Source organism: Kitasatospora sp. NPDC002543, from assembly GCF_053594915.1.
Genome location: NZ_JBSFWR010000045.1, coordinates 37,267 through 61,326, shown reverse-complemented (window position 1 = coordinate 61,326; position 24,060 = coordinate 37,267). Strand labels below are relative to the sequence as shown.

Genomic DNA, 24,060 nt, shown 5'->3' with positions numbered 1-24,060 from the left:
CTTGCGGATCCATCCACGACGCGCAGGCTTGTACTCGATCGAGGTCATGCGGCCATCCCCAGGTAGTGATATCGGCCCGGCCGGGACCGTCGGCCGGGCACCCGGCCGACGACCACGGCCCGGGCCACGTACGAGCCGCGGGGACCTGATGACCCACCAGCCCGAACCACTCCTGCCCGGCGTCCTCGCCATCGACGCGGGCAACTCCAAGACCGACGTCGCCCTGATCGGCGCCGACGGCAGCATCCTCGGCTCCGCCCGCGGCGGCGGCTTCGCCCCGCAGCGGATCGGCGGCGCGGCGGCGGTCGCCGGCCTGACCCCGCTGGTCGAGCAGGCCGCCGCCGAGGCGGGCTTCCCGTCCTGGAGAGGGGTGCTCACCAGCCACGTCAGCGCCTGCCTGGCCAACGCCGACCTGCCGGTCGAGGAGGAGGCGCTGCGCGTCGCGCTGGAGTCCCACCCCTGGGGGGCCAGCAACACCGTCGTCAACGACACCTTCGGCCTGCTGCGGGCCGGCACCGACGGCCCGCGCGGGGTCGCGGTGGTCTGCGGCGCCGGGATCAACTGCGTCGGGCTGCTGCCGGACGGGCGCACCGCCCGCTTCCCCGCCCTCGGCGAGCTCACCGGCGACTGGGGCGGCGGCTCCGGGCTGGCCGTCGCCAGCATGTGGCACGCCGTCCGCGCGGAGGACGGGCGCGGCGGGCCGACCGGGCTCGCCCGGGCCATCGCCGAGCACTTCGGCCTGCCCAGCGCCGTCGCCGTCGCCGAGGCCGTCCACCTCGGGCACCTGCCGAACGCGCGGCTGCACGAGATCGCCCGGGTGCTGTTCGCCGTCGCGGGCGAGGGCGACGCGGTGGCACTGGAGCTGATCGACCGGCAGGCCGACGAGATCGTCCGGCTCGCGGTGGTGGCGCTCGGCCGCCTGGACCTGCTGGACACCCCGACCCCGGTGGTGCTGGGCGGCGGCGTGCTCGCCTCCCGGCATCCGCTGCTGCTGGACAACCTGACCGCCCGGCTGGCCGCGGCCGCGCCGCTGGCCGAACCGCGCGTCGTCGTCGCCCCGCCGGTGCTGGGCGCGGCACTGCTCGGCCTCGACCACCTGGCGGCGGACGCCGAGGTGCAGGCCCGGGTCCGCGAGGCGTACGAGGCGGGCCGACCGGTCGCGGCCTGACCGCCCGTCCACCCGCGGACGGGCCGGCCCGCCGCGGCCTGACGCCAGTTCACCGACCTCCCTCCCCCGCCGGATCCGCACGTCCGGCGGGGGAGGGAACCACGGGGCGGTCCCCGGTCGTGTTACGGGGGTACCGACCACCGCCGCCGTCCGGGGAGACTTGTGCCATGGCCACCCCCCGCCTCCTGATCGCCGCCGCCCTGCTGGCCTGTGGCGCCGCAGCCGCCCTCACCGGCTGCACGCCCGCCGACTCCGGCTCCACCCTCGCCGCCGCCTCCGCCGCCGCCCGGGCCGACGAGGGCGCGGACGAGCTGCTGGACGACGACGAGTTCTTCTACGAGGACGACGAGGAGTCCTACGCCCCCGAGGCCGACCCGTCCGTGCCCGCCTCCGCCACGGTGCCCTCCGCCGAGTGCGCCACCCCCACCGCGCTCCCCGGCCACCAGGTCCTCCTCGTCGTCTCGGCCGGCCCGGCCGAACTCACCGCCCGGCCCGCCCGGTTCGGCTGCGGCTCCGGCCGCTACGAGCCCGCCGGCAGTCCCGTCCACTACGGCTACGCGGGGGCGGGGGTGGCGGCGACCCTGGTCGACGGCCCGCACGACGGCCCGGCCGGGACCGTCCCCCTCGCCGAGCTGATCTCCCACGTCAACGACTGCCTGGCCGACCGCGAACCGGCCGGCCCCGCCGAACCGTCCGCCCCCGCCGAACCGACCGAACCGTCCGCCCCCGCCGACCCGACCGACCCGGCCGAGCCGTACGGCTGCCACGGCGACGCCTACGACGTGGTGCTGGACTCCCACGGCCGGATCATGCGGATCGGCGAGATAGACGACCCTCCGCAGGCCCCCTGACGGACGCTCACCGGCCCATACGGTGTAGAAGCACCTCTCAACTGTTGGCATTCGGCTGCGCTACGCGCGTCGACCGGACGCCAGCTGGGGGCTTTTGACGTTCGATACGTTCGCGGGGCCCGCGCTTGGGGCTGGTCTTACCTTCTCCGTCGTTGACCCGGTTTCGGCGGCGGTGCTTTGCTTCGGGCCGTCGGCGGTGACCGGCCCCACCACCCCACGCCACCGGCGGTCCACCACGGACCGCCGGTGACCGGCCGGGCCGTCGTCGACCTTCCCCCTTCGTCCCCACAGTGCCGCCGCGCCGCACCCGGGCGCGGCCGGCACCAGAGAGGAACCCTCACGATGGGCATCTCCCCCACCTCCCGCCGGATGCGGCTGCGGGCCCTGACCGGGCTCAGCGCCCTCGCGCTGGCCGCCGCCGGCTTCGCCGCCGCCCCGGCCGCCCAGGCCGCCCAGGACGACCGGCCGGCCGGCGAGTTCGCCGGGCAGCCCCACCCCTACCGGCACGGCGCGCACCCGACCAAGGAGACCGGCAACCAGGCCCCCAAGCCGGCGGCCAACAACCTCAGCTACGGCGGCGGCGTGGACGGCATCGGCGTCACCACCGGCGCGCCGAAGGTCTACCTCGTCTTCTGGGGCTCCCAGTGGGGCACCCAGGGCACCAACTCCAGCGGCTACACCACGCTGTCGGGCGACCCGAAGGGCGAGGCCGTCCGGGCGCAGCAGCTGTTCAAGGGCCTCGGCACCAACAGCGAGACCTGGTCCGGCGTCATGACCCAGTACTGCGAGGGCGTCGCCGCCGGCGCGACCAGCTGCCCGACCGGCTCCACGCACGTCGGCTACCCCACCGGCGGCGCGCTGGCCGGCGTCTGGGTCGACGAGTCGGCGGCCGCCCCGGGCCAGGCCAGCGGCTACCAGCTCGCCTCCGAGGCCGTGAAGGCCGCCGGGCACTTCGGCAACACCACGGCCGCCTCCAACCGCAACGCGCAGTACGTGGTGCTGTCGCCGACGGGCACCCACCCGGACGGCTTCAACACCCCGAACGGCGGCTTCTGCGCCTGGCACGACTACAACGGCGACACCACCCTGACCGGCGGCGCCGCCCCCTCCCCGTACGGTGACGTGGCGTTCACCAACGACCCGTACGTGACCGACATGGGCTCCTCCTGCGGCCAGAACTACGTCAACAGCGGCAGCGCGGGCACCCTGGACGGCGTGACCATCGTGTACGGCCACGAGTACTCGGAGACCATCACCGACCAGAACCCGGCGGGCGGCTGGACCGACTCGACCGGCTACGAGAACGCCGACAAGTGCTCGTGGAACGGGGTCGGCGGCACGGGCGGCGCGCAGAACGTGACCTTCGCGACGGGCTCGTTCGCCATGCAGGGCACCTGGTCGAACGGTGTCAACGGGTGCCAGGTCTCGCACGCGATCGTCCACTGACGAACCGGGCTCCCGGGCTACCGAGCCGCTGAGTTCCCGAGCTGCCGGACACCCTGGGCCCCGGGCGCCGGGGTGGGCCGTGACGGCCCGCCCCGGCGCTTCGCGTCATGGCGTGACGAGCCCGAACTCGTAGGCCTGGATGACCAGGTGGACCCGGTCGCGGGCGTCGAGCTTGGTGAACAGCCGGGCGACGTGCGCCTTGGCGGTGGCCACGCTGATGGTGAGCTCCGCGGCGATCTCGGTGTTGGACAGGCCCCGGCCGACCAGGGTCAGCACCTCGCGCTCGCGCTCGGTGACGGCCCCGACGACGGGCCGGCGGGGCGGGGCCGCGGCGGCCTCCGGGCGGGCGGCGAACTCGCCGATCAGCCGGCGGGTGATGCCGGGGGCCAGCAGGGCGTCCCCGGCGGCGACCACCCGGATGCCGTCCAGGATGGTCTCCAGCGCGAGGTCCTTGACCAGGAAGCCGCTCGCCCCGGCCCGCAGCGCGCCGTAGACGTAGTCGTCGTCGTCGAAGGTGGTGAGGACCAGGACGTGGGTGGGCAGCTCCGGGTCGGTGGTGATCCGGCGGGTGGCCTCGATGCCGTCCGTCCCCGGCATCCGGATGTCCATCACGGCGACGTCGGGGCGCAGCCGGGCGACCAGGTCGACGGCCTCGGCGCCGTCGCCGGCCTCGCCGACCACCTCCAGGTCGGGGGCGTCGGCGATCAGCACCCGCAGGCCGGTGCGGATGAGCGGCTGGTCGTCGACCAGGACGACGCGGATCACGGCGCCACCTCCAGCGGGGTCTCGGCGGACGCCCCGGCGGACGCTCGGGAGGGGGTCTCGGCAGGTGTCCCGGCGGGTGCCCCGGCGGGGGGCCGCTCGGGCAGCGGCAGCCGGGCGGTGACCAGGAAGCCGCCCCCGGGGCGCGGCCCGGCCCGGAACTCGCCGTGCAGCAGGGCCACCCGCTCGCGCATCCCGGCCAGGCCGTAGCCGGTGCCGGGGGTCGCGGTGGGCACGCCCGCGCCCGGGTCGACGACGGTGACGTCCAGCGCCACCGGCCCGTACTCGACGGTGACGTGGCAGTCCCGGGTGCCGGCGTGCTTGACCACGTTGGTGACCGCCTCCTGGACGATCCGGTAGGCGGCCAGGTCCACCTCGGGCGGCAGGGCGCGGGCTTCGCCGCGGCGGGTGAGTCCGACCCGCACCCCGGCGCCCGCCGCCCTGACCACCAGCCGGTCCAACTCGCCGAGTCCGGGCACCACTTCGAGCGGCGCGGGCTCCCCCTCGCCCTGCCGCAGCGCGCCGAGCATCCGGCGCAGCCCGGCCAGGGTCTCCCGACTGGTGGCCTCGATCGCCTCCAGCGCGTTGCGGGTCTCGGCGGGCTGGGTGTCCATGACCCGGCTGCCCATGCCGGCCTGGATCGCGATGATCCCGATGTTGTGGGCCACCATGTCGTGCAACTCGCGGGCGATCCGCAGCCGTTCGGCGGTGATGGCCTGCTCGGCAGCCCGGCCGCGCAGCGCCTCGGCGTGGGCCCGGCCCTGGTGCACGGTGTTGCCGACCAGCCAGGCGATCAGCACGGTCGCGGCGAAGCCCCCGTAGGCGAGCGGGTTGACGGGGTAGTCGTTGACGGCGCCCCAGGCCAGCAGTCCGGCGAGGGTGGCCAGCGGCAGGGCCAGGGCGCTCAGCGAGACCCGCCGGGAGCGGGTGGCCGCGCAGTAGCCGACCACCGCGTCGGCGATCAGGAACTGCAGCGGCCCGGTCTCCGGGACGCCCCACATCCCGAACGCGTAGACGGCGCCCGCGAGCGCCACCGCGATGGCCAGCAGCGGCAGCCGGACCAGCAGCGCCGCCACCAGGGTGGTGACCACCGCGGTGACCACCAGCGGCATGTCCTCGGGGTTGCCGTGGTAGTCGAACAGGTGCCGCAGCTCGTCCTCGCGGGTGAGGAAGCGGAACGCGACCAGGACCGTCCACAGCGCCGCCACCCACACGCCGGCGGGCAGGCGCCTGAGCAGCGGCGGGCGGGGTTCGGTGATCATGACGCGATGGTAGTGGCGGGCCCGGCGGCGCCGCATCGGCCCGGGGGCGTAATCCCCGGGGCGGGTGGGGCCGCGGGTGCTTGTGTCCCGCCGCCCGATGCCCGGGCACCGGCCCGACCGGCACCGTGGTCCCCGTGATCGAGATCGAACGACTGACCAAGCGGTACGGCGCCACCACGGCCGTCGACCGGCTGACCTTCACCGTCCGGCCGGGCGCCGTGACCGGGTTCCTCGGCCCCAACGGCGCCGGCAAGTCCACCACCCTGCGGATGATCCTGGGCCTCGACACCCCCACCGGGGGCAGCGCCACCGTGGCCGGCGTGCCCTTCGCGAGCCGGCCGCGCGGCCTGCGGCACGTCGGCGCCCTGCTGGACGCGGGCGACGTGCACGGCGGGCGCAGCGCCCGGGCCCACCTGTCGGCGCTGGCCCGTGGCAACCGCATCCCGCTCGGGCGGGTGGACGAGGTGCTGGCGGAGGTCGGCCTCGGCAAAGCCGCCGGGCGGCGGATCGGCGGCTACTCGCTGGGCATGAAGCAGCGCCTGGGCATCGCCGGCGCGCTGCTCGGCGACCCGCCGGTCCTGCTCTTCGACGAGCCGCTCAACGGGCTGGACCCGGAGGGCGTGCTCTGGGTGCGCGGCCTGTTCCGGCGGCTCGCCGCCGAGGGGCGGACGGTGTTCGTCTCCAGCCACATGATGGCCGAGATGGAGCACACCGCCGACCGGCTGGTGGTGATCGGGCGCGGCCGGCTGATCGCGGACGAGAGCCTCGCGGAGTTCTCCGCCCGCGACGCGGTCTCCTCGGTGGCCGTCCGGGCCCCCGACCTCGGCGCGCTGGCCGAGGCCCTGCGCGCGGAGGGCGCCGACGTGCGGCTGGCGGAGCCCCGGTCCGGGATCGTCACCGGGATGCCGGCCGAACGGATCGGCGAACTCGCGCTGCGGCACGGCGTGGTGCTGCACGAACTCACCACCCGGACGTCGTCGCTGGAGTCGGCGTTCATGTCCCTGACCGCCGACAGTGTCGAGTACCTCGCCGGAGACGCCCGATGAGCACCCCGCCCCTTGCCCCGACCCTTGCCCCGACCCTTGTCCCGGCCCCCGAACCGGCGCCGCGCTTCACCGACCTGCTCGCCGCCGAGTGGATCAAACTGCGCTCGCTGCGCTCCACCTACTGGGTGCTGGCGCTGGCCTCGCTGGTGGCGATCGCGGTCAACGTGAACGCCGTCCACACCGACCTGACGTACATCGACCACCCGCCGCCGCGGATGCCCGGCATGCCGCCGTACACCTACGACCCGCTGTGGCACGGCCTCGGCAACATCGCGGGCGACCTGATGGCGGTCGCGGCCGGCAGCCTCGGGGCGATCACCGTGTTCGGCGAGTACACCACCGGCCTGATCCGCACCACCTTCGCCGCCGTGCCGGACCGCCGGGGCGTGATCGCGGCCAAGGTGCTGCTGATCGGCGGGATCACCGCACTCGCCGGGCTGGTGGTCTCGACGGTCTCCTTCTTCACCGTCAACGCGATGCTGGCCTCCCGTCACGTCGGCCTCTCCGTCACCGACGACGGCTGCCTGCGGGCCGTGCTCGGCTACGCGGCGATCGTGCCGGTCTGCGCGCTGATCGGGATGGCGCTGGGCGCGCTGCTGCGGCACGCCACCGCCTCGATCGTCTCGCTGGTGCTGCTGATGTTCGTCCTGCCGATGATGTTCGGCGGGGACCGCTACCGCTGGCTGAAGGAGATCGGCACCCACCTGCCGTTGGCCACCGTGCAGCGGCTCGTCATCAACCCGAACTCCACGACCACGATGGGGAAGTACGCTCCGAGCGTGCTGGACTCGTGGATCACCATGGGGGTGTGGGGCGTCGCCTCGGTGGTCGTGACGGTGGTCGTGGTGCGGCGCCGGGACGTGTGATCAGGCCCCTCGGTCCAGGCCGAGCCGCCGAGCCGCCGCGGCGGGCAGCGGGTAGCGGCGCTCGGGCGGCAGCAGCCGCTGCGCCTGCGCCGTCCGCCCGTCGCGGACCAGCGCGGCGATCCGCCGCACCTGCGGGGTGAGGTCGGTGAGTCCGACCACCCACTCCTCGGCGTAGCGGCGGATCAGGGTGCGGCCGATGCCCACCTGGATGCTGTAGTGGTTCAGCGCCGCCCCGCGCAGCGACCGCTCCGGGTCCCACTGCACGTGGACCTCAGCGCGGGCGAGCTCGTCCGGGTGAGCGGTGGTCGGGACGGCGCGGGCGAGCGCCTCCTCCCAGCCCTCCCGGGTGATCCGGACCGCCAGCACCCTGGTCTGGCCGGGCTTGCCGGCCCAGTTGCTGCGGTGCATCAGCCAGCGGAACGAGGGCTTGATCCACGTCATCCGGTGGAAGCCGAACGGCGCCACGAACCGGCCCGCCGCCAGGGCCGCGTCGGCCACGGCCGGCGGGTAGGCCTGGTACAGCACGATCGTCCGCCCGTCGTGGTCGGCCCGGATCTCGCGCAGTGCGGTCATCTCCCGGCACCCCCTTCCTTCCGGTCACGGTGCCGGAGCGGGTGACGGGACGCAACGGGATTCTCCGGCTCGGGACGCTCGGTCGGGCTCGCGGCGCGGGCCGTGGCTCGGAGCTCGGGTCGGCTCGGGACGGGCCGTGGCTCGGAGCTCGGGTCGGCTCGGGTCGGCTCGCGGCTCCGGCCCGGACGGCTCAAGCCACGGCGGCCTTGCTGCGGAAGGCCCCGAGGGTGGCCGCCGGGACGCCGCAGCCGGGGAGGAAGGAGGCCGCGCCGCCGTGGTGGGTGCGGACCCGGTCGAGGAAGACGGACATGGCCTCGGCCGGGGCCTCCAGGAGCGGCGCGGGGATGGTGAGGTTGCGGCCCTGGGAGTCGGTGACCCGGGAGGTGCCGCGGTGGTCGTTGAGCGCCGTGCGGTGGCGCTCGGCGAGCCCGGCGAAGATCTGCGGGAGGGCGTCGGCGGTGCGGGTGTAGTCGGCGACGATGCGCTCGGCGGGGACGTCGAGGAGGTCCAGCAGGAGGGCGGTCAGCAGGCCGGTGCGGTCCTTGCCGGCGGCGCAGTGCAGCAGGACGGCGCCGGGCCGGACGGTGGCGTCGACGGCCGCGGCCACCGCGTCGGGCGCGGACTCGGCCAGCAGGACGTAGAAGTCGCCCAGGTCGGCGGCGGTGGCCATGGTGCTCATCCGCGCGGTGAGGGCGTCCGTGGCGGGGTTCACCGGGGCGGCGACGACGGCTATCCCGGCGGCCTCGGCGGCGGCCCAGTCGGCGGGGTCGGTCTCCCGCGGGTCGCGCAGGTCCACGATGGTGCGGATGTCGCAGCCGCGCAGCTGGGCGACGGTGGCCTCGTCGGCGGCCGGGAACGGCTGGGCGGAGCGGTACAGCACACCGGGGCGGACCCGCCGGCCCTCGGGGTCGCCGAGGACGGCGGCGTCGCGGAAGTTGACCAGGGACATGGGGTGGCCTTTCGGTGGGGCCGCACCCGGGACGCGACGGGCCGTCCGGAGCGGGGACATCTAGACGTCTAGATGTGTAACCCCTTCCGGGGTCGCCGGGCAAGCCTCGGCCGCGCGGACCCGGGCGACGCAGGCGGCACGGGCCCGGGCGGCACCGGCCCGGGGGACACGGCCCCCGGTGCCCGGGTCCGGATCGCGCGGGTCTCGATCGGTGCATCCTTCCATCCCACTCCTGCCGACGGGCCACGGCGACCCGGACGGCACGGCGGCGGCCAGGACCGGCACCGCGGGACCCCGGACGGCACGGCGCCCGGGCCGCGCGGGCGGGCTCCGTAGGATCGGGCCCGTGGCGACGAACCCCCCGAGCTCCCCGAACACCCCGGTGTACCGCCGCCTGGCCCGCCGGATCCAGGAGCGCATCGACACCGGCGCCTACCCGCCCGGCGCCCGGCTGCCGAGCGAGCCCGAGCTGAGCGCCGAGTTCGGCGTGAACCGGCTGACCGTACGGCAGGCGGTGGCGGAGCTGGAGCGGGCGGCCGTGGTGGAGATCCGCCGGGGCGTGGGCACCTTCGTCCGCCCGCCGGCCGTCCGGGTCTCGATCGCCGTGGACCCGCGCAGCCAGCGGTTCGACCTCGGCAGCGTGCCCACCGCGCTGCCGAACGAGGAGGGAACGGACGGCGAGTTCGTGGTCGCCGCCCCGCCCGTCACCGGCTCGGCCCAGGACGCGGAGGCGGCCCGCCAGCTGGGCCGCGCGCCCCGGGAGCTGTCCCGGGTGGACTCGGTGATCCGGCTGGGCGGACGGGCCCGGGCCGCGTGCAGCTACTGGGTGGCGTTCGGCCCGCTGCCCGCCGAGCTGGTCCGGCCGGGCCGCCCCGGGAACCTGGTGCCGGACCTGGCGCGGGCCGCCGGGGTGGAGCTGGAGTACGACTGGCGGGCCTTCGGCGCCGTCGGCGCCGACCTCGCGGACGCCGAGCTGCTGGGCGTCCCGCCGGGCACCGCGCTGCTGGTGCGCGAGGGGGTCAGCTGCACCCCGGACGGCGTCCCCGCGCTGTACGTGCGGCGGCGGATCGACGGCAGCAGCGCGCGCTTCGTCCTGCACTTCCGCGACCGGTAGCCGGGGCCGGGCCGCCCTCGGCCTCGTGGCCGCCCCGGCCGGACCCCCCTTGGTAAATTCGGCGCCGGAACACCGGGCGCACGGGGGTTGGACAGGGTGACCGAAGAGACCGACTACGACATACCCACCGAGCTGGCGGAGGTCTACCTCACGCTGCTCGCCGACGTCTCCAGAACCGGCCGGCTGCCGCGCCGCGAGGAACTGGAACGGCTGCGCAGGCTCGGCGAGCACTGCGCGGAGGCCGGCTTCGGACTGCGCGAGGTGGTGTCGCACTGCCTGGCGGCGGCCCGGCGGGCCTGGCAGACCCTGCCCGGGACGACCGCCGCGAACAGCGTCACCGAGCTGCGCCGGATCGGCGACGCGGTGCTGGCCGCCACCGACGCCGCGCTGGCCGCGCTGGGCGAGGGCCACGAGCGGGCGCAGCGCCTGGCCGTCCGGCAGGAGGAGGCGGCCCGCCGGGAGTTCATCGACGACCTGCTGTTCGGCCGCAGCGACCTCGGGCTGCTCGCCGAGCGCGCGGAGCGGTTCGGGCTGCGGCTGGCGGGCGCGTACACGGTGGCGGTCGCGGTGGGCGACGAGCCGTTCGCGGACGTGCATCCGCTGGTGCACCGGGTGGAGCGGGAGCTGGCCGGGCGGTTCGGTGAGCGGGACGTGCTGCTGGCCAGCAAGGACGGCCGGCTGGTGTGCATCGCCCCGGACTCCGAGCGGGCCGTGCTGGAGGCCTTCGCGGAGCTGACGCTGCGCCCCGGGCCCGGCTACCAGCCGGTGCGGCGGGTGGCCACCGGCCGTCGGCACTCGGGGCCCAGCGGGGTGCCGCGCAGCTACGAGGAGGCGCTGGACGCGCTGGACTACGCCCGGCGGCTGGACCTCCCGGCCCGGCAGCTGCGGGCCGAGGAGCTGCTGGTCTTCCCGGTGCTGATGCGCGACCGGGCGGCCATGGCCGACCTGGTGCGCAGCGTGCTCGGCCCGCTGACGGAGGCCCGCGGCGGCGCCCGTCCGCTGCTGGACACCATCGCGGTGCAGGCGGAGGCGGCGTACGTGAACGCGGAGGCGGCGCGCCGGCTGGGCCTGAGCGTGCGCACCCTGAGCTACCGGCTGGAGCGGATCAAGGCGCTCACCGGGTACGACCCGGCGGACGCGCTGCAGCGCTTCACCCTGGAGACGGCGGCCATGGGGGCCCGGCTGCTGAACTGGCCGGAACAACCGCTGTAGTTCCCGTCGTTACCGCCGTGGTCCCGCTTGCCGCCGACGCGATCCGGCCGCTCCGGGCCGCCGATCCCTCCGGCCGGTCCGGGCCCGCCGCGGCAAACCCGCGGGGCGCCACTACGACCGTCCGGCAGCCGTCCTGTTGCCGAGCTGTTGCAGTGTCACGCGGGCCGTGCGTACCAGGGTGTCAAGAGGGCGTAAAGATTGCCGGATCCTGGCAATGTGCGACGGACCCCGGCACTGTCATGATCTCCCCGGCGCCGAAGCGCGGCGCCGACGGGAAGGCGGGGGAGGGTGGCCGGGTTGGGGGGATTCTTCGCGGCCGCGCTGGCCTTTCCGACGGCGCTGTTCAGCTTCGCGCTGGTGGTGGTGGTCGGGTACTGGTTGCTGATGCTGTTCGGCGGCCTGGTTCCCGGCGCCGTGCACGGGGGGCACGACGCCGGGCACCACGTGGACGTCGGGCACGCGGGGCACCATCCCGGTGCCGGGTACGGGGGGCACGGCGGCCACGTCGGACACACCGGACACGGGGGGCACGGTGCCGGGGGGCACGGTGCCGACAGTGGGTCCGAGCGGCCGGGCGGCGGCCACCACACGGGCGTGCTGGACGCGCTGGGGCTGGGCGGGGTGCCCGTGACGGTGGCGGTGTCGCTGCTGGTCGCGCTCGCCTGGTTCGTCAGCCTGGCCGGCACCGTCCTCACCTCGGGGGCACCGGCGCGCGGCGGCGTGTTCGTCGTCGCGCTGGTCGCCTCCTGGGCGGGCACCCGGTTGCTCGTCCGGCCGATGTCGCGGCTGTTCCCGCAGGACCGGCCGGCCACCCGGGGGGACTTCGTCGGCCGGATCTGCGTGATCCGGACCGGCCGGGTGACTGCCGACTTCGGGCAGGCTGAGGTCACCGCGGAGGACGGCTCCACCGCGACCGTCCAGGTCCGCACGGCGGAGCCCGAACCGGGCCTGACGGCCGGCCGGACCGCCCTGATCTTCGACTACGACGCCGAGGGCGAGCACTTCCTGGTGGCGCCCTTCGATCCGCCGGCCATCGCCTGAGGCGTCGTCACTCTCCGTTCACTTTCCTCTCCTTCCTCACCTCACCGCACTTCTCCGCATTCCTCTTCGCACCAACTCGCCATCTCGTCAAAGGACTCCGTGATGGACACCATCGCCGTGGGTTTCGGCGTGCTCGTCGCCGTCGTGCTGCTCATCCTGCTCGCCATGCTGCTGTTCGTGGGCCGCCTGTTCCAGAAGGTCGAGCAGGGCAAGGCACTGATCGTCTCCCGGACGAAGAAGGTCGACGTGACCTTCACCGGCGCGATCGTCCTCCCGGTGCTCCACAAGGCCGAGTTGATGGACATCACCGCGAAGACGGTGGAGATCCACCGGGCCGGCCGGGACGGCCTGATCTGCCGCGACAACATCCGCGCGGACATCCGGATCTCGTTCTTCGTCCGGGTGAACAAGACCGTCGAGGACGTCATCAAGGTCGCCCAGTCGATCGGCACCGCCCGGGCCAGCGACCCGCAGGCGATCCAGGAGTTCTTCGCCGTCAAGTTCGCCGAGGCGCTCAAGACCGTCGGCAAGCAGCTGGACTTCACCGACCTGTACACCCACCGGCACGAGTTCCGGGACCAGATCATCGCGGTCATCGGCACCGACCTCAACGGCTACACCCTCGAGGACGCGGCGATCGACCACCTGGAACAGACGCCGATGAGCCAGCTGGACTCCGACAACATCCTGGACGCCCAGGGCATCCGCAAGATCACCGAGCTGACCGCGATCGAGCACGTGCGCACCAACGAGTACCAGCGCAACGAGCAGAAGGAGATCACCCGGCAGAACGTGGACGCCCGGGAGGCCGTCCTGGAGCTGGAGCGCCGGCAGGCCGACGCGGAGATCCGCCAGCGCCGCGAGATCGAGACCCTGCGGGCCAAGGAGGACGCGGTGATCGCCCGGGTGCAGGAGGAGGAGCGGCTCAACGCCCAGACCGCCTTCCTGCGCACCGAGGAACTGCTCGGCGTGCAGCGGGAGAACCAGGCCCGCGAGGTCGCGGTGGCGCAGAAGAACCGCGAGCGGGTGATCGCGGTGGAGAACGAGCGGATCGAGAAGGACCGCCTGCTGGAGGTCGTCGGCCGCGAACGGGAGACCGAGCTCGCCACGATCGCCAAGTCGAAGGAGGTCGAGTCCGCCAAGCGCGAGGTCGCCGACGTGGTGCGCGAGCGGGTCGCGGTGGACCGCACCGTCGCCGAGCAGGAGGAGGCCGTCAAGACCCTGCGCGCCACCGAGGAGGCCGAGCGCGTCCGCAAGGCCGTCGTGATCCAGGCCGAGGCCGAGGCGCAGGAGAAGCTCGTCAAGGACATCAAGGCCGCCGAGGCCGCCGAGCAGGCCGCCGCGCACAAGGCCCGCGAGGCGCTGGTCATGGCCGAGGCCCGGCAGCAGGCCGCCGAGCTGGACGCGGCCGCCAAGATCCGGATGGCCGAGGGCATCCGGGCGGAGGCCGCGGCCGAGGGCCTGGCCCGGGTCCAGGTCCGCGAGCAGGAGGCCGCGGCGGTGGAGAAGGTCGGCCGCGCCGAGGCCGCCGTCCAGACGGAGAAGGCCAAGGCCGCCGCGCTGGAGATCGGCGGCAAGCTGAAGGCCGAGGCCGAGGGCCTCACCGAGAAGGCCGCGGCGATGGCCAAGCTGGACGAGGCCTCGCGCGGGCACGAGGAGTACCGCCTGCGGCTGGCCGCCGAGAAGGACGTCCGGCTGGCCGGGCTGGACACCCAGCGGCAGATCGCCGAGGCCCAGGCGGCGCTGGTCGCGGCCGGGCTGGAGAAGGCGAAGATCGACATCGTCGGCGGGGACTCGGTGTTCTTCGACAAGCTGGTGCGGTCGGTGACGGCCGGCAAGAGCGTGGACGCCTTCGTCGAGCACTCGCAGACCGCCCAGACCCTGGCCGGGCCCTGGCTGGACGGACGGGCCGACTTCACCCAGGACCTCACCAGGGTGCTCTCCTCGGTCTCCACGGCCGACGTGCAGAACCTGACGGTGTCGGCCCTGCTGATGAAGCTGATCGGCTCGGGGGCCGGCGACCAGGCCGGGCAGCTGCGCCAACTGCTGGACTCGGCCCGGAAGCTGGGCGTCGCGGAGACCCCGATCGGGGCGCTGGCCGGCGGCCTCGCCTCGGCCAACGGATCCAAGTAGCCCACCGAGTAACCGATTCCACCGAGTCAACTGAGGAACGTGACCGTGACCGTGGACGCCCTCGACGCCCGGCTCGACACCGGCACCTACGAGGTCCTGCGCGACCGGCTCGCCCGAGCCGCCGCCGAACTCGCCGACCGCGCCCAGGCGTTGAACGCCCGCCGGGTCGCCGAGTTCGGCGGCGGGGAGCTGCGACTGGCCGGCACCGGGCGACTCACCACCGCCCGGGCCTGCCTGCCGCAGGACCTCACCGCCGCCGGCGGGCTGCTGCTGCTCGCCACCCGCCCGGCCGGACCCTCCGACGGCGCCGAGGACTTCGCCGACGCCCTCGGCCTGCACCACCCCGACCTCTCCCCCGCGCCCGCCGAGGGCACCCTGCTGGACGACCCCCGGCTGCGCCAGGACCTCGCCGACCTGCGGCGCTACTTCCGCGACGCCCGGCTGGAGCGGCTGCGCCCGGTGGACGGCCGGCTGCTCGCCGTCTTCCGCACCGGCCCGGCCGCCACCGACGTCCGGGTCCTGCGCTGGCGCCTGGACGGCGGCTCCGCCGACGACACCCGGCCGTCCTACCTGGACGGGCGCGGCGAGCGCGACCACACCCCCGCCGACGACACCCGGCCGTCCTACCTGGACGGGCGCGGCGAGCGCGACCACACCCCCGCCGACGGCCGGCAGCTGCCCTGGACCGCGCTCACCCGGGACGACCAGCTGCCCGCCGGCCCCGGCCGCCCGCCCCGCGCCGATCTGGCCGGCGAGCTGCTGATCGGCGTCGACGGCGGCCGGCTGACCATCACCACCCCGGACGGCCGGGAGCTGCACCGCGAACCGCTCGCCGAGGCCCTCCAGACCCTCGCCGACGCCCGGATCGCCCACGCCCGGATCGGCACCCTGCTCCTGGTGCGGGTGCGCCCGTACCAGGAGGAGACCGAGCGGCACCTGGTGGTCCACCTGCCGACCGGCACCGTCACCCGGATCGACGCGCTCGGCCAGGCCTGCCTGCGGCTGCCCGCCGACCAGGGCGTGGCCTTCCCCGGCGGCCTCCACCTCGTGGACGGCACCGTGCGCACCTTCGACCAGCCGGTCGACGGCCTGGTGTACGAGCGCACCGTCGTGTCGCCCAACGGCGAGGACGTGTTGTACGAGTTCCGCTCGACCACCGACGGTCGCGCCCTGCTCCAGCCGTACAACAGCGTCCGCCAGGAGGCCGCCGCCCCGCTCGCCTGCCAGGGCTACGCCCTGCTCGCCGACGGCACCCTGATCGCGCTGCGCCCGGCCGAGGACGGGCCGACCCGGCTGCACCCCGTCCAGCTCTGGCAGACCCCGTTCACCAGCGAGCGCTTCGCCGCCGAACAGCCCTCCGGCACCGGCCCGTTGGCCCGGATCGGCAACGCCGACCTGGTCCGCGGCCTGGCCGACTGCCTGGCCCTGGCCCGGCTGGCCGCGGCCGGCGCCGACACCCCGGCCGGCCACCAGGCCGTCCTCGCCGCCTGCACCCGCACCTCCGACCGGCACCACTGGCTCGGCCAGAGCGGCCTCGGCGACCTCGCCGCGCCGCTCGCCGAGATCCGCGACACCGCCCGGCAGGTCGTCGCCGAGTACGAGGCCGTCGCCCAGCTCACCGCGCACGCCGCCCGGCAGACCGACGAGGCCGCCGAGCACGTCGAAGGCCTGCTGCGCACCGCCCGCGGCGAGACCCTGGCCGACGCCACCGAGTGGGTCGACCGGCTGTCCGGGCTGCGCCGCGCCCAGGGCCGCGTCGAGGCGCTGCGCGACCTCCCGCGCGCCGACGCGGAGCGGATCGACGCGCTCGCCGCCCACCTCGCCGAGGGCCTGGCCGAGGCCGCCGACCGCGCCGTCGGCCGGCTCGCCGAGCCGACCGCCTTCGAACCGCACCGGCAGCGGGCCGGCGAGCTCGCCGAGCGCTGCGCCGCCATCGCCACCGCCGCCGAGGCCGAGCCGCTGGGCCTCGAACTCGGCGCCCAGAGCGAGGCCCTGCAGACCGTCTCGGAGCTGGTCGGCACCCTCGACCTGGCCGACGCCACCACCCGCACCGCGATCCTCGACCGGCTCGCCGACGTACTCGGACTGCTCAACCGGGCCCGCACCACGCTGACCGTGCGCCGCCGGGAGCTGCGCACCCGCGAGGCCGCCGCCGAGTTCGCCGCCGAGACCGCCCTGCTCGGCCAGGCCACCACCGCCGCGCTCGCCGCCGCCGACACCCCCGAGGCCTGCGACGAGCAGCTCGGCCGGCTGCTGCTGCGGATCGAGCAGCTGGAGACCCGCTTCGCCGACGCCGACCCGGCGCTCGGCGAGCAGCTCACCGACCGGCGCACCGAGATCCACGACGCGCTCACCGCCCGCCGCCAGCACCTGCTGGAGGAACGGGCCCGGCGCGCCGACCGGCTGGCCGCCTCCGCCGAGCGCGTCCTCGACACCCTGCACCGCAGGCTGGCCGGCCTCGACACCTCCGCCGAGATCGACGCCGCCCTCGCCGCCGACCCGACGGCCGTCAAACTCCGCGACCTCGCCGGTCAGTTGACGGCGCTCGGCGACCGGGTCCGGGCCGCGGAGCTGACCGGACGGCTGCGCGCCGCGCGCGGCCGCGCCCACCGGGCCCTGCGCGACCGCGCCGAGCTCGCCGGGGACGGCCCGGGCACCCTGCGGCTGGGCCGGCACCTGTTCGCCGTCACCACCCAGCGGCCCGAACTCGCCCTGGTGCCCTGGCGCGGACGCCCCGCCTTCACCCTCACCGGCACCGACTACCGCTCCCCCGTCACCGACCCGGCCTTCGCCGCCACCGAGCGGTACTGGGACCGCCCGCTGCCCTCGGAGACCCCGCGGCTGTACCGCGCCGAGTACCTCGCGGCGAGCCTGCTGCCGGCCGTCGAGGCGGCGGCGCCGTCCACCGACGCCGACCTGCTGGAGTACGTCCGGCGGGCCGCCGAGCAGCGCCCGGACGAGGGCTACCAGCGCGGTGTGCACGACCACGACGCCGCGCTGCTGCTGCGCGCCCTGCTCCGACTCGACGCCGAGGCCGGGCTGCTGCGCCACCCGGCGGCCGCCCGGGCCGCCGCCCAGCTGTACTGGGCGCACGGCGCCGACGAGCGGCAGCGGCTGCTCTGGCACACCCGGGCCCGCTCGCTGGGCCTCGCCCTGGGCGCCTTCGGCAGCACCCCGGCGCGGGCCGCGCTCGACGCCCTGGCCGCCGAACTCTCCTCCGCCGTCGCGGACTTCATTCCGGGCACGGAGCCCGCCGGGCCCTACCTGGTGGCCGAACTGGCCGCCGCCGCACCCAGCTTCGCCCACTCCGCGGGCGCCGCCGCCCTGCTCGACAAGTTCCGCGCCGCCCCCGAGTCGGCCGGCCTCACCGAGGCACTGGCCGCCCTGCCCGAGGAGCCGGAACTCCTGCCCGTACGGCGCCAACTCGCCGCCGCCTGGCTGGAGTCCGCCGCCACCGACGCCGATCCGGCCGACCTCGCCGAGGCCGCCGCCGCGCTGCTCTGCCCGGCCCTGCCGCGCCGGCCCGCCGAGGGGTCCGTGGGCGCCCGGGTCACCGGGCTGCTCGGCGACCACCCGCGGCTCACCGGCGGCGCACTCGACCTCCGCCTGGACGAACTGCTCGCCCGGGTGGAGGAGTTCGAGCGGGTCGAGGTGCCCGGCTACCGGGCCTACCAGCGGCTGCGCGGCGAGCTGCTGGCCGCCGAGCACGCCCGGCTGCGGCTGGACCAGTACCGGCCCGCCCCGCTCAACGGCTTCGTCCGCAACCGGCTGATCGACCAGGTGTACCTCCCGCTGGTCGGCGACAACCTCGCCAAGCAGCTCGGCACGGCCGCCGCCGGCGGGCCGGTCGACCGCAGTGGCCTGCTGCTGCTGGTCTCCCCGCCCGGCTACGGCAAGACCACCCTGGTCGAGTACCTGGCCGAGCGGCTCGGCCTGCTGCTGGTCTCCGTCAGCGGCCCGGCGCTCGGCCACCGGGTCACCTCGCTGGACCCGGCCGAGGCCCCCGACGCCACGTCCCGGCGGGAGGTCGAGAAGCTCAACTTCGCCCTGCACGCGGGCGACAACGTGCTCCTCTACCTGGACGACGTCCAGCACACCTCGCCCGAGTTCCTCCAGCGCTTCATCCCGCTGTGCGACGCCCAGCGCCGGATCGACGGCGTCTGGGACGGCGAGGCCCGCGAGTGGGACCTGCGCGGCAAGCGCTTCGCCGTGGTCATGGCCGCCAACCCGTACACCGAGTCCGGCCGGCTCTTCCGGCTGCCCGACATGCTCGCCAACCGCGCCGACGTGTGGAACCTCGGCGACGCCGTCGCCGGGCGCGAGGACCTCTTCGCCCTCAGCTTCGTCGAGAACGCCCTGCCCGCCAACCCCCACCTGGCCCCGCTCGCCACCGCCGAACGCACTGACCTGGACACCCTGCTGGCCCGTGCCGGCGGGCTGCCCGGCGGCACCCTGGCCGCTGCCTGGCCCGCCGCCGAGGTCGAGCGGATGACCGCCGTCCTCGCCGGCCTGCTCCACCTGCGCACCACCGTCCTGGCCGTCAACCGCGCCTACCTGGCCTCCGCCGCCCAGGACGACCGCGCCCGCACCGAGCCCCCGTTCCTGCTCCAGGGCTCCTACCGCAACATGGCCAAGCTCGCCCAGCGCCTCGATCCCGCCCTCACCCGCCCCGAGCTCGACGCCCTGCTCACCGACCACTACCGCGCCGAGGCCCAGCCCCTGGGCGCCGACGCCGAGGCCCAGCTCCTCAAACTCGCCGAACTCCGCGGGACCCTCACCGAGGAACAGGAGGCCCGCTGGGCGGAGCTGAAGCGGTCCCGGCGAGCCGAGTGATCACACCTGGCCCATGACCGCGTCCACGAGCCGCAACCAGAGGTCCAGGCCGGGCGCGGTCGATTTGAAGGTGCGGTCCGACCCCCGCAACCGGGCGTAGGTCGCGACCAGCAGGTGCGCGACCCGCTCGGTCTCCAGCGGGAGCACGTCCCGGATGAGGTCCATCCACTCGGGCGCGCTTCCGTCGTGGAGCGTCTCCAGCGGCAGCGGCCGGCAAGCCGCCCACGTGACCAGCTCGGGCGCGTACTCCAGCAGCTTCCAGTGCGCCCTGCTGTCCCGCTTGAGCATCCTGGCGATCGCCGTCTGGGTCTCCCGGCGGGCTTCCACGGCACGCTGGACGCTGATCTCGTGCAGGTCCTCGTGGACCAGGCTGCGGTAGGCCGGGCCGGTGATGTCGGACCAGAGCGCGTTCAGCCCCTCGGGGGTCTGCAACTGGTTGCTGAGCTGCGGGCGCCGCGCGGTCGAGAGCGCGGCGAGCGAACGGAACACGTCCGCGGGTGTGAATCCGACCGGGTGCGGTCCGGACACGATGCCCCGCCGGGGATCGAAGTAGCCTCCCTCCCGCCGGAACTCCGCTTGGACGCGCAGGAGATGGGGGCAGCGCGCGAGATTGTCCTGCGGCTCCGGCAGGTTGACGTGGTGAGCCGACTCGTCACACAGCTCACGAGCCCGGTCGATGTCCTTGCCGGTGACGACGACCACCCACAGGACAGCCCTGTCGAGGTGCCCCGGCGGCAGTTCCCGGAAGAGGTGGGCCATCGTGACCAGCCGCTGGAACCCGTCGAAGCACTGCACGCCGTCGAGGCCGAGCAACCCCGAACCGCCGGCCCGGTCGGGCTCCCAGTGCGGGCTTCGCGAGGCCAGTACGATCGGCGGCCCGAACGCACCGACATCCTCGGGCCGTTCCCGGAGGGTGCGCGCGAAGGCCTGGTTGACCGGGCTTTCCGGCAGGTAGCCGCGTCGGCTCTTCAGCACGGAGGCCGCATCGGGCATGGCGGCCAGCGCCGCCAGCTCGGACGCCTCGATCAGGGCCATCCAGCGGTTGCCGATGACTGCGGCGTGACGTGCCCTGAGGATGTGCCGGTCGAGGGCGGGCGGGGTGTCCGCCGCCCATGAGGCTCCCGGCCAGGAGCCGAACGGGGCGTGGTTGGTGTCCATGGCCGGTTCAACGCCGTACGGGCGGTCAGGTTGCGGGCGGGCGGCTGGTGCCGCTGGGCCCGGTGAGCACCGGCCCGGTGGACGAACTCCCGGCGCGGGCACGGGCGGTGCTCGGACCCTTCCTGGACGCGATGGCGATGAACGGCGCCCGGGTCCACCACGCCGGCGACCTCCCCCGGCTGCTCGGCGGGGCCGGGTTCGAGGTCGAGGAGGCGCTGGACGCGACGCCGTACTGCACGCCGGCCTCCGAGGCGGTGCACGCGCGCCTCCGGCTGCCGTGGGAGGTGGTGCGGCGCCTCGGCGATCCGGCCAAGTGGCTCAATCTCCGGTCCACGGTGGAGATGTACGCCGTGCGCGAGCACGTCGCCTGGTACGTTCACACGGCCGTCAAGCCATCGAGGTGACTCCGCGTGGACGAGCGCTCCGCCCCCCTGCCGTACCCGAGTGGCTGGTTCTGCGTCGGCCGCGTCAGGGACCTGCCGCCGGGGCGGGTGCGCACCGTCCGGCTGATGGGCGAAGACGTGGTGCTGTACCGGACCCGTCGGGGCGCGGTGCGCGCGGTGGGCCCGCACTGCCCCCATCTGGGCGCGCACTTCGGGGCGGGCGGGACGGTCCGGGGCGAGGAGCTGGTCTGCCCGTTCCACGGTTTCGCCTTCGGCCCGGACGGCTCCTGCACCGGCTCGCCGGACGGCGTCCGGTTCCGGGGCTCGCTGGACCGGCGCCGGCTGTGCGAGCGGGACGGCGCGCTGTTCGTCTGGTGCGCGCCGGACGGCGGTGTGCCCGCCTGGGAGCTGCCGCCGGCCGTCGGGGTGCGGCCGCTGGCGTGGTGGAGCGGGGTGGATCCCACCCATCCGCAGGAGGTGCTGGAGAACAGCGTCGACTTCCGGCACACCCGGGTGCTGCACGGCCTGGACACCCGGGAGACGGCGCCGCCGGAGGTGGCCGGCCCGCTGTTCACCGTCCACCAGCGCACCACCACCCGGTTCCCGGGGCTGGGAGCGGTGGGCCTGGAGCAGCCGGTGACGCTGGTCGGGCTCGGGATGATGCGCCTGGCGGTGGAGCTGCCGCAGGTGGGCGGCACCCTGTGGATGTGGGTGCTGCCGACGCCGCTCGGGCCGTGGCGGACCAGGGTCCGGGTCGCGGCGACGGCCGCGGTGTCGTTGCCGGGGGTCGGCTCGGCGCGGGCCGTCGACCGGGCGGCCTCCTGGGCGGCGCTGCGGGCCACGGTCCGGATCCTGGAGCAGGACCGCCCGGTGCTGGCCCACAAGCGGTACCTGGCGCAGCCGCGGCTGGTGCCCGGGGAGCGCTCGATCGGGCTGTTCCGCCGCTGGGCGCGGCAGTTCTATCCCGGGGACGGTCCGGGGATCCACACCGAGCCCCCTCCCGGGTTCCGGTCCGTGCCCGCGGAGCCGGAGCCGGACGCCATCGGCTGAGCTCCGGGCGGTGCGGGCGGCGGCTCCCGGTCCTGATCGGGCTGCCCGGGCACGGACCGGCCCTCGGCCCGCCAGCGCCGGACCAGTTCGGCGTAGATGGGCGCCTCCGGGAACACCGGCACCACCGGTATCACTGGAGTCACCGGCGCCTCCGCCATCACCGGCGGCACCGGCGGCACCGGCGGCACCGGCGATACCGGCTGTTCCGGCGGCCGGTCCGGCGCATCGCGCAGGATCGTTTCCTCAACCGGCTGCCGCTCCGGTTCCGGCAGCCTCCCAAAACCACTCACACCCGCCCAACGCACCCCACCCGCACCGGGACACGGCCGCGTCAACCGGGCACACCGCGGGTCGCCCCCCGCGCCGCGGCCACCCGGTGCGCGGGAAGTCGGCCCACCCGACTTCCCGCGCACGTTCCCGTGCGCCGTCCGGCGCTCCCCGCTACCGCCGGCGCCCCGCCGCCAGCAGCTCGGGGACGGTGGCGAGCTTCACCCGGGGCCGCCCCTCGGCCGCCCCCCGCTCACGCTCCGCGCGGTCCACCGCGCGCAGCTCCCGCAGCCCGACCGCGTCCGGCCGCCGGTGCCGCACCAGTCGCTCGAAGTCCCTGCGGCCCGCCTCCGGGGCGGGCAGCGCACGGGCGACGGCGTCGTCCAGCAGGGCGTCCACGGTCTCCCGCGCGCAGGCCCGGTTGGCGCCGATCCCGCCGGAGGGCCCGCGCTTGGCCCAGCCCACCACGTACGCCCCCGGCAGCGGCCGGCCGGTCCCCGGGTCGACGACCCGCCCGCCCCGGTGCGCGACCGTCCCGGCGCGCTCGTCGAACGGCAGCCCGGGCAGCGGCACGCCCCGGTGCCCGATGGAGCGCACCACCAGCCCGGTCCGCAGCGCCTCCGTCACCCCGGTGCCCTCGACCCGGCCGTCCGCCGTCGACGCGGTCCGTTCGACCGTCAGGGCCTCGACCCGCCCCTCCCCGGACAGCTCGACCGGCGCCGACAGGAACCGCAGCACGATCCGGCGCCCCGGGCCGGGCTCCGCGGCCCCGTCGTACGGCACCAGCGGCAGCCCGGCCAGCAGCGCCGCCCGCGAGCCGGCGCCCGTCGAGGGGCCCGTCACGGAGCCGGTCGCGGAGCCCGCTTCGGCACCCTCGCCGCCAGTGCCGCCAGTGCCGTCAGTGCCGCCGGTGCCGCCGCCCGCCGCCTCGATCGCCGCCCGCACCTGCGGGTGGTCCTCGACCACCACCTCGACGCCGGGGAGCCGGAGCAGCGCCAGGAACTCCGCCCTGGTCCACGCGGCCTGGTCGGGGCCGCGCCGGGCGAGCAGCACGACCTCCCGGACCCGGCTGCGGCGCAGCGCGGCCAGGGCGTGGTCGGCGATGTCGGTGGCGGCGAGCCGGTCGGGGTCGGTGAGCAGGATCCGGGCGATGTCCACGGCGACGTTGCCGTTGCCGACCACCACCACCCGCTCGGCCGCCGAGAGGTCCACCGCGTCGGCGGGCACGGTCGGGTCGGCGTTGTACCAGCCGACGAAGGCGGTCGCGGGCAGGCTGCCCGGCAGGTCCTCGCCGGGGATGCCGAGCCGGCGGTCGGCGGCCGCGCCGACCGCGTACACCACCGCGTGGTGGTGCGCGGCGAGCTCCCGGTGGGTGACGTCCGTGCCGACCTCCACGTTGAGGTGCATCCGCAGCCGGGGGTCGTGGAAGACGCTCGCGAAGCTCTCCGCGATCCGCTTGGTGGACTGGTGGTCGGGCGCGACGCCGTGCCGCAGCAGGCCGCCGGTGACGGGCAGCCGGTCGATCATGGTGATCTCGGCGCTGGTGCTGCGCAGCAGTTCCTGGGCGGTGTACCCGGCGGACGGGCCGGTGCCGACGACGGCGATCCGCAGCGTGCCGAGCTCGCCGGGCAGGCTGCGCGGGAAGCCGGGCGCGCCCCAGGCGTGGTCGCTGGGGTGGTCGCGGAACCAGTCGCGGTTGAGGTCGCCGAAGACGGTGTCCGGCCCGCGCAGCCGGTCGACCGGGAACACCGCGTCCACCGGGCAGGCGTCCGCGCAGGCGCCGCAGTCGATGCACGCCCGCGGGTCGATGTACAGCATGTCGGTGGTGCCGAACTCCGGCTCCTCCGGGGTCGGGTGGATGCAGTTGACCGGGCAGACGGAGACGCAGGAGGCGTCGTTGCAGCAGGTCTGGGTGATCGCGTAGGCCATGGCCGGGGTGGGGTCCT

Annotated in this window: 18 protein-coding genes; 12 read left to right on the top strand and 6 right to left on the bottom strand. The window is 75.5% G+C overall.

Going from position 1 to position 24,060, the window contains the following annotated elements:
* Positions 1 to 148: 148 nt before the first annotated feature.
* The 3 genes from ACWD4P_RS20395 to ACWD4P_RS20385 all read left to right on the top strand — a co-directional run bounded on the left by ACWD4P_RS20395 (position 149) and on the right by ACWD4P_RS20385 (position 3,465).
* Positions 149 to 1,168, top strand: coding sequence for an N-acetylglucosamine kinase (locus tag ACWD4P_RS20395; protein ID WP_359827867.1), 1,020 nt, complete (start codon positions 149 to 151; stop codon positions 1,166 to 1,168).
* Positions 1,169 to 1,335: 167 nt separating this feature from the next.
* Positions 1,336 to 2,019: a hypothetical protein gene (locus tag ACWD4P_RS20390; protein ID WP_449780486.1), complete on the top strand. Its 684-nt coding sequence runs from the start codon at positions 1,336 to 1,338 to the stop codon at positions 2,017 to 2,019.
* Positions 2,020 to 2,361: 342 nt separating this feature from the next.
* On the top strand, positions 2,362 to 3,465 hold the full coding sequence (locus tag ACWD4P_RS20385; RefSeq protein ID WP_359827864.1) for a hypothetical protein: 1,104 nt from the start codon (positions 2,362 to 2,364) through the stop codon (positions 3,463 to 3,465).
* Positions 3,466 to 3,570: 105 nt separating this feature from the next.
* Here the strand turns inward: ACWD4P_RS20385 and ACWD4P_RS20380 are convergent, their stop codons facing one another.
* Both ACWD4P_RS20380 and ACWD4P_RS20375 read right to left on the bottom strand, forming a co-directional pair.
* Positions 3,571 to 4,230, bottom strand: a complete 660-nt coding sequence (locus ACWD4P_RS20380; protein ID WP_449780485.1) for a response regulator — start codon at positions 4,228 to 4,230, stop codon at positions 3,571 to 3,573.
* Positions 4,227 to 5,489, bottom strand: a complete 1,263-nt coding sequence (locus ACWD4P_RS20375; protein ID WP_449780484.1) for a sensor histidine kinase — start codon at positions 5,487 to 5,489, stop codon at positions 4,227 to 4,229. Before ACWD4P_RS20375 ends, ACWD4P_RS20380 begins: the two co-directional genes overlap by 4 nt.
* Positions 5,490 to 5,623: 134 nt before the next feature.
* Here ACWD4P_RS20375 and ACWD4P_RS20370 point away from each other — a divergent pair, with 134 nt between their 5' ends.
* Both ACWD4P_RS20370 and ACWD4P_RS20365 read left to right on the top strand, forming a co-directional pair.
* Complete coding sequence (locus ACWD4P_RS20370; RefSeq protein ID WP_449780483.1) at positions 5,624 to 6,535, top strand: ABC transporter ATP-binding protein; 912 nt, start codon at positions 5,624 to 5,626, stop codon at positions 6,533 to 6,535.
* Positions 6,532 to 7,401 carry an ABC transporter permease gene (locus tag ACWD4P_RS20365; protein WP_449780482.1) on the top strand — a complete coding sequence of 290 codons (870 nt, stop codon included), beginning with the start codon at positions 6,532 to 6,534 and terminating at the stop codon, positions 7,399 to 7,401. The genes ACWD4P_RS20370 and ACWD4P_RS20365 overlap by 4 nt, the downstream gene beginning before the upstream one ends.
* Here the strand turns inward: ACWD4P_RS20365 and ACWD4P_RS20360 are convergent, their stop codons facing one another.
* Both ACWD4P_RS20360 and ACWD4P_RS20355 read right to left on the bottom strand, forming a co-directional pair.
* Positions 7,402 to 7,974, bottom strand: a complete 573-nt coding sequence (locus ACWD4P_RS20360; protein ID WP_359827856.1) for a DUF4291 domain-containing protein — start codon at positions 7,972 to 7,974, stop codon at positions 7,402 to 7,404.
* Between the two features lie 190 nt (positions 7,975 to 8,164).
* Positions 8,165 to 8,923, bottom strand: coding sequence for a tyrosine-protein phosphatase (locus tag ACWD4P_RS20355; RefSeq protein ID WP_359827854.1), 759 nt, complete (start codon positions 8,921 to 8,923; stop codon positions 8,165 to 8,167).
* 346 nt (positions 8,924 to 9,269) lie between these two features.
* On the opposite strand from ACWD4P_RS20355, the gene ACWD4P_RS20350 reads away from it, so the two are divergent.
* The 5 genes from ACWD4P_RS20350 to ACWD4P_RS20330 all read left to right on the top strand — a co-directional run bounded on the left by ACWD4P_RS20350 (position 9,270) and on the right by ACWD4P_RS20330 (position 19,256).
* Entirely contained in the window at positions 9,270 to 10,037 is a 768-nt protein-coding gene (locus ACWD4P_RS20350; protein WP_449780481.1) for a GntR family transcriptional regulator, read from the top strand.
* Between the two features lie 96 nt (positions 10,038 to 10,133).
* Positions 10,134 to 11,249 (top strand): PucR family transcriptional regulator, encoded by a 1,116-nt coding sequence (locus tag ACWD4P_RS20345; protein ID WP_449780480.1) that lies wholly within the window; start codon positions 10,134 to 10,136, stop codon positions 11,247 to 11,249.
* Between the two features lie 297 nt (positions 11,250 to 11,546).
* Positions 11,547 to 12,290, top strand: a complete 744-nt coding sequence (locus tag ACWD4P_RS20340) for a hypothetical protein (protein ID WP_449780479.1) — start codon at positions 11,547 to 11,549, stop codon at positions 12,288 to 12,290.
* A gap of 102 nt (positions 12,291 to 12,392) precedes the next feature.
* Positions 12,393 to 14,423, top strand: a complete 2,031-nt coding sequence (locus ACWD4P_RS20335) for a flotillin family protein (RefSeq protein ID WP_449780478.1) — start codon at positions 12,393 to 12,395, stop codon at positions 14,421 to 14,423.
* 39 nt (positions 14,424 to 14,462) lie between these two features.
* Positions 14,463 to 19,256 (top strand): DNA repair ATPase, encoded by a 4,794-nt coding sequence (locus ACWD4P_RS20330; protein WP_449780477.1) that lies wholly within the window; start codon positions 14,463 to 14,465, stop codon positions 19,254 to 19,256.
* Here the strand turns inward: ACWD4P_RS20330 and ACWD4P_RS20325 are convergent, their stop codons facing one another.
* The gene (locus tag ACWD4P_RS20325; protein ID WP_449780476.1) at positions 19,257 to 20,414 is read right to left on the bottom strand and encodes a hypothetical protein; all 1,158 of its coding nucleotides are present in this window, start codon (positions 20,412 to 20,414) and stop codon (positions 19,257 to 19,259) included. It abuts the gene before it with no gap.
* 62 nt (positions 20,415 to 20,476) lie between these two features.
* Here ACWD4P_RS20325 and ACWD4P_RS20320 point away from each other — a divergent pair, with 62 nt between their 5' ends.
* Both ACWD4P_RS20320 and ACWD4P_RS20315 read left to right on the top strand, forming a co-directional pair.
* Positions 20,477 to 20,818: a hypothetical protein gene (locus tag ACWD4P_RS20320; protein ID WP_449780475.1), complete on the top strand. Its 342-nt coding sequence runs from the start codon at positions 20,477 to 20,479 to the stop codon at positions 20,816 to 20,818.
* A 6-nt stretch (positions 20,819 to 20,824) separates the two neighbouring features.
* Positions 20,825 to 21,847, top strand: a complete 1,023-nt coding sequence (locus ACWD4P_RS20315; RefSeq protein ID WP_449780474.1) for an aromatic ring-hydroxylating oxygenase subunit alpha — start codon at positions 20,825 to 20,827, stop codon at positions 21,845 to 21,847.
* 441 nt (positions 21,848 to 22,288) lie between these two features.
* Here the strand turns inward: ACWD4P_RS20315 and ACWD4P_RS20310 are convergent, their stop codons facing one another.
* Positions 22,289 to 24,043 (bottom strand): FAD-dependent oxidoreductase, encoded by a 1,755-nt coding sequence (locus ACWD4P_RS20310; RefSeq protein ID WP_449780473.1) that lies wholly within the window; start codon positions 24,041 to 24,043, stop codon positions 22,289 to 22,291.
* Positions 24,044 to 24,060 lie beyond the last annotated feature (17 nt).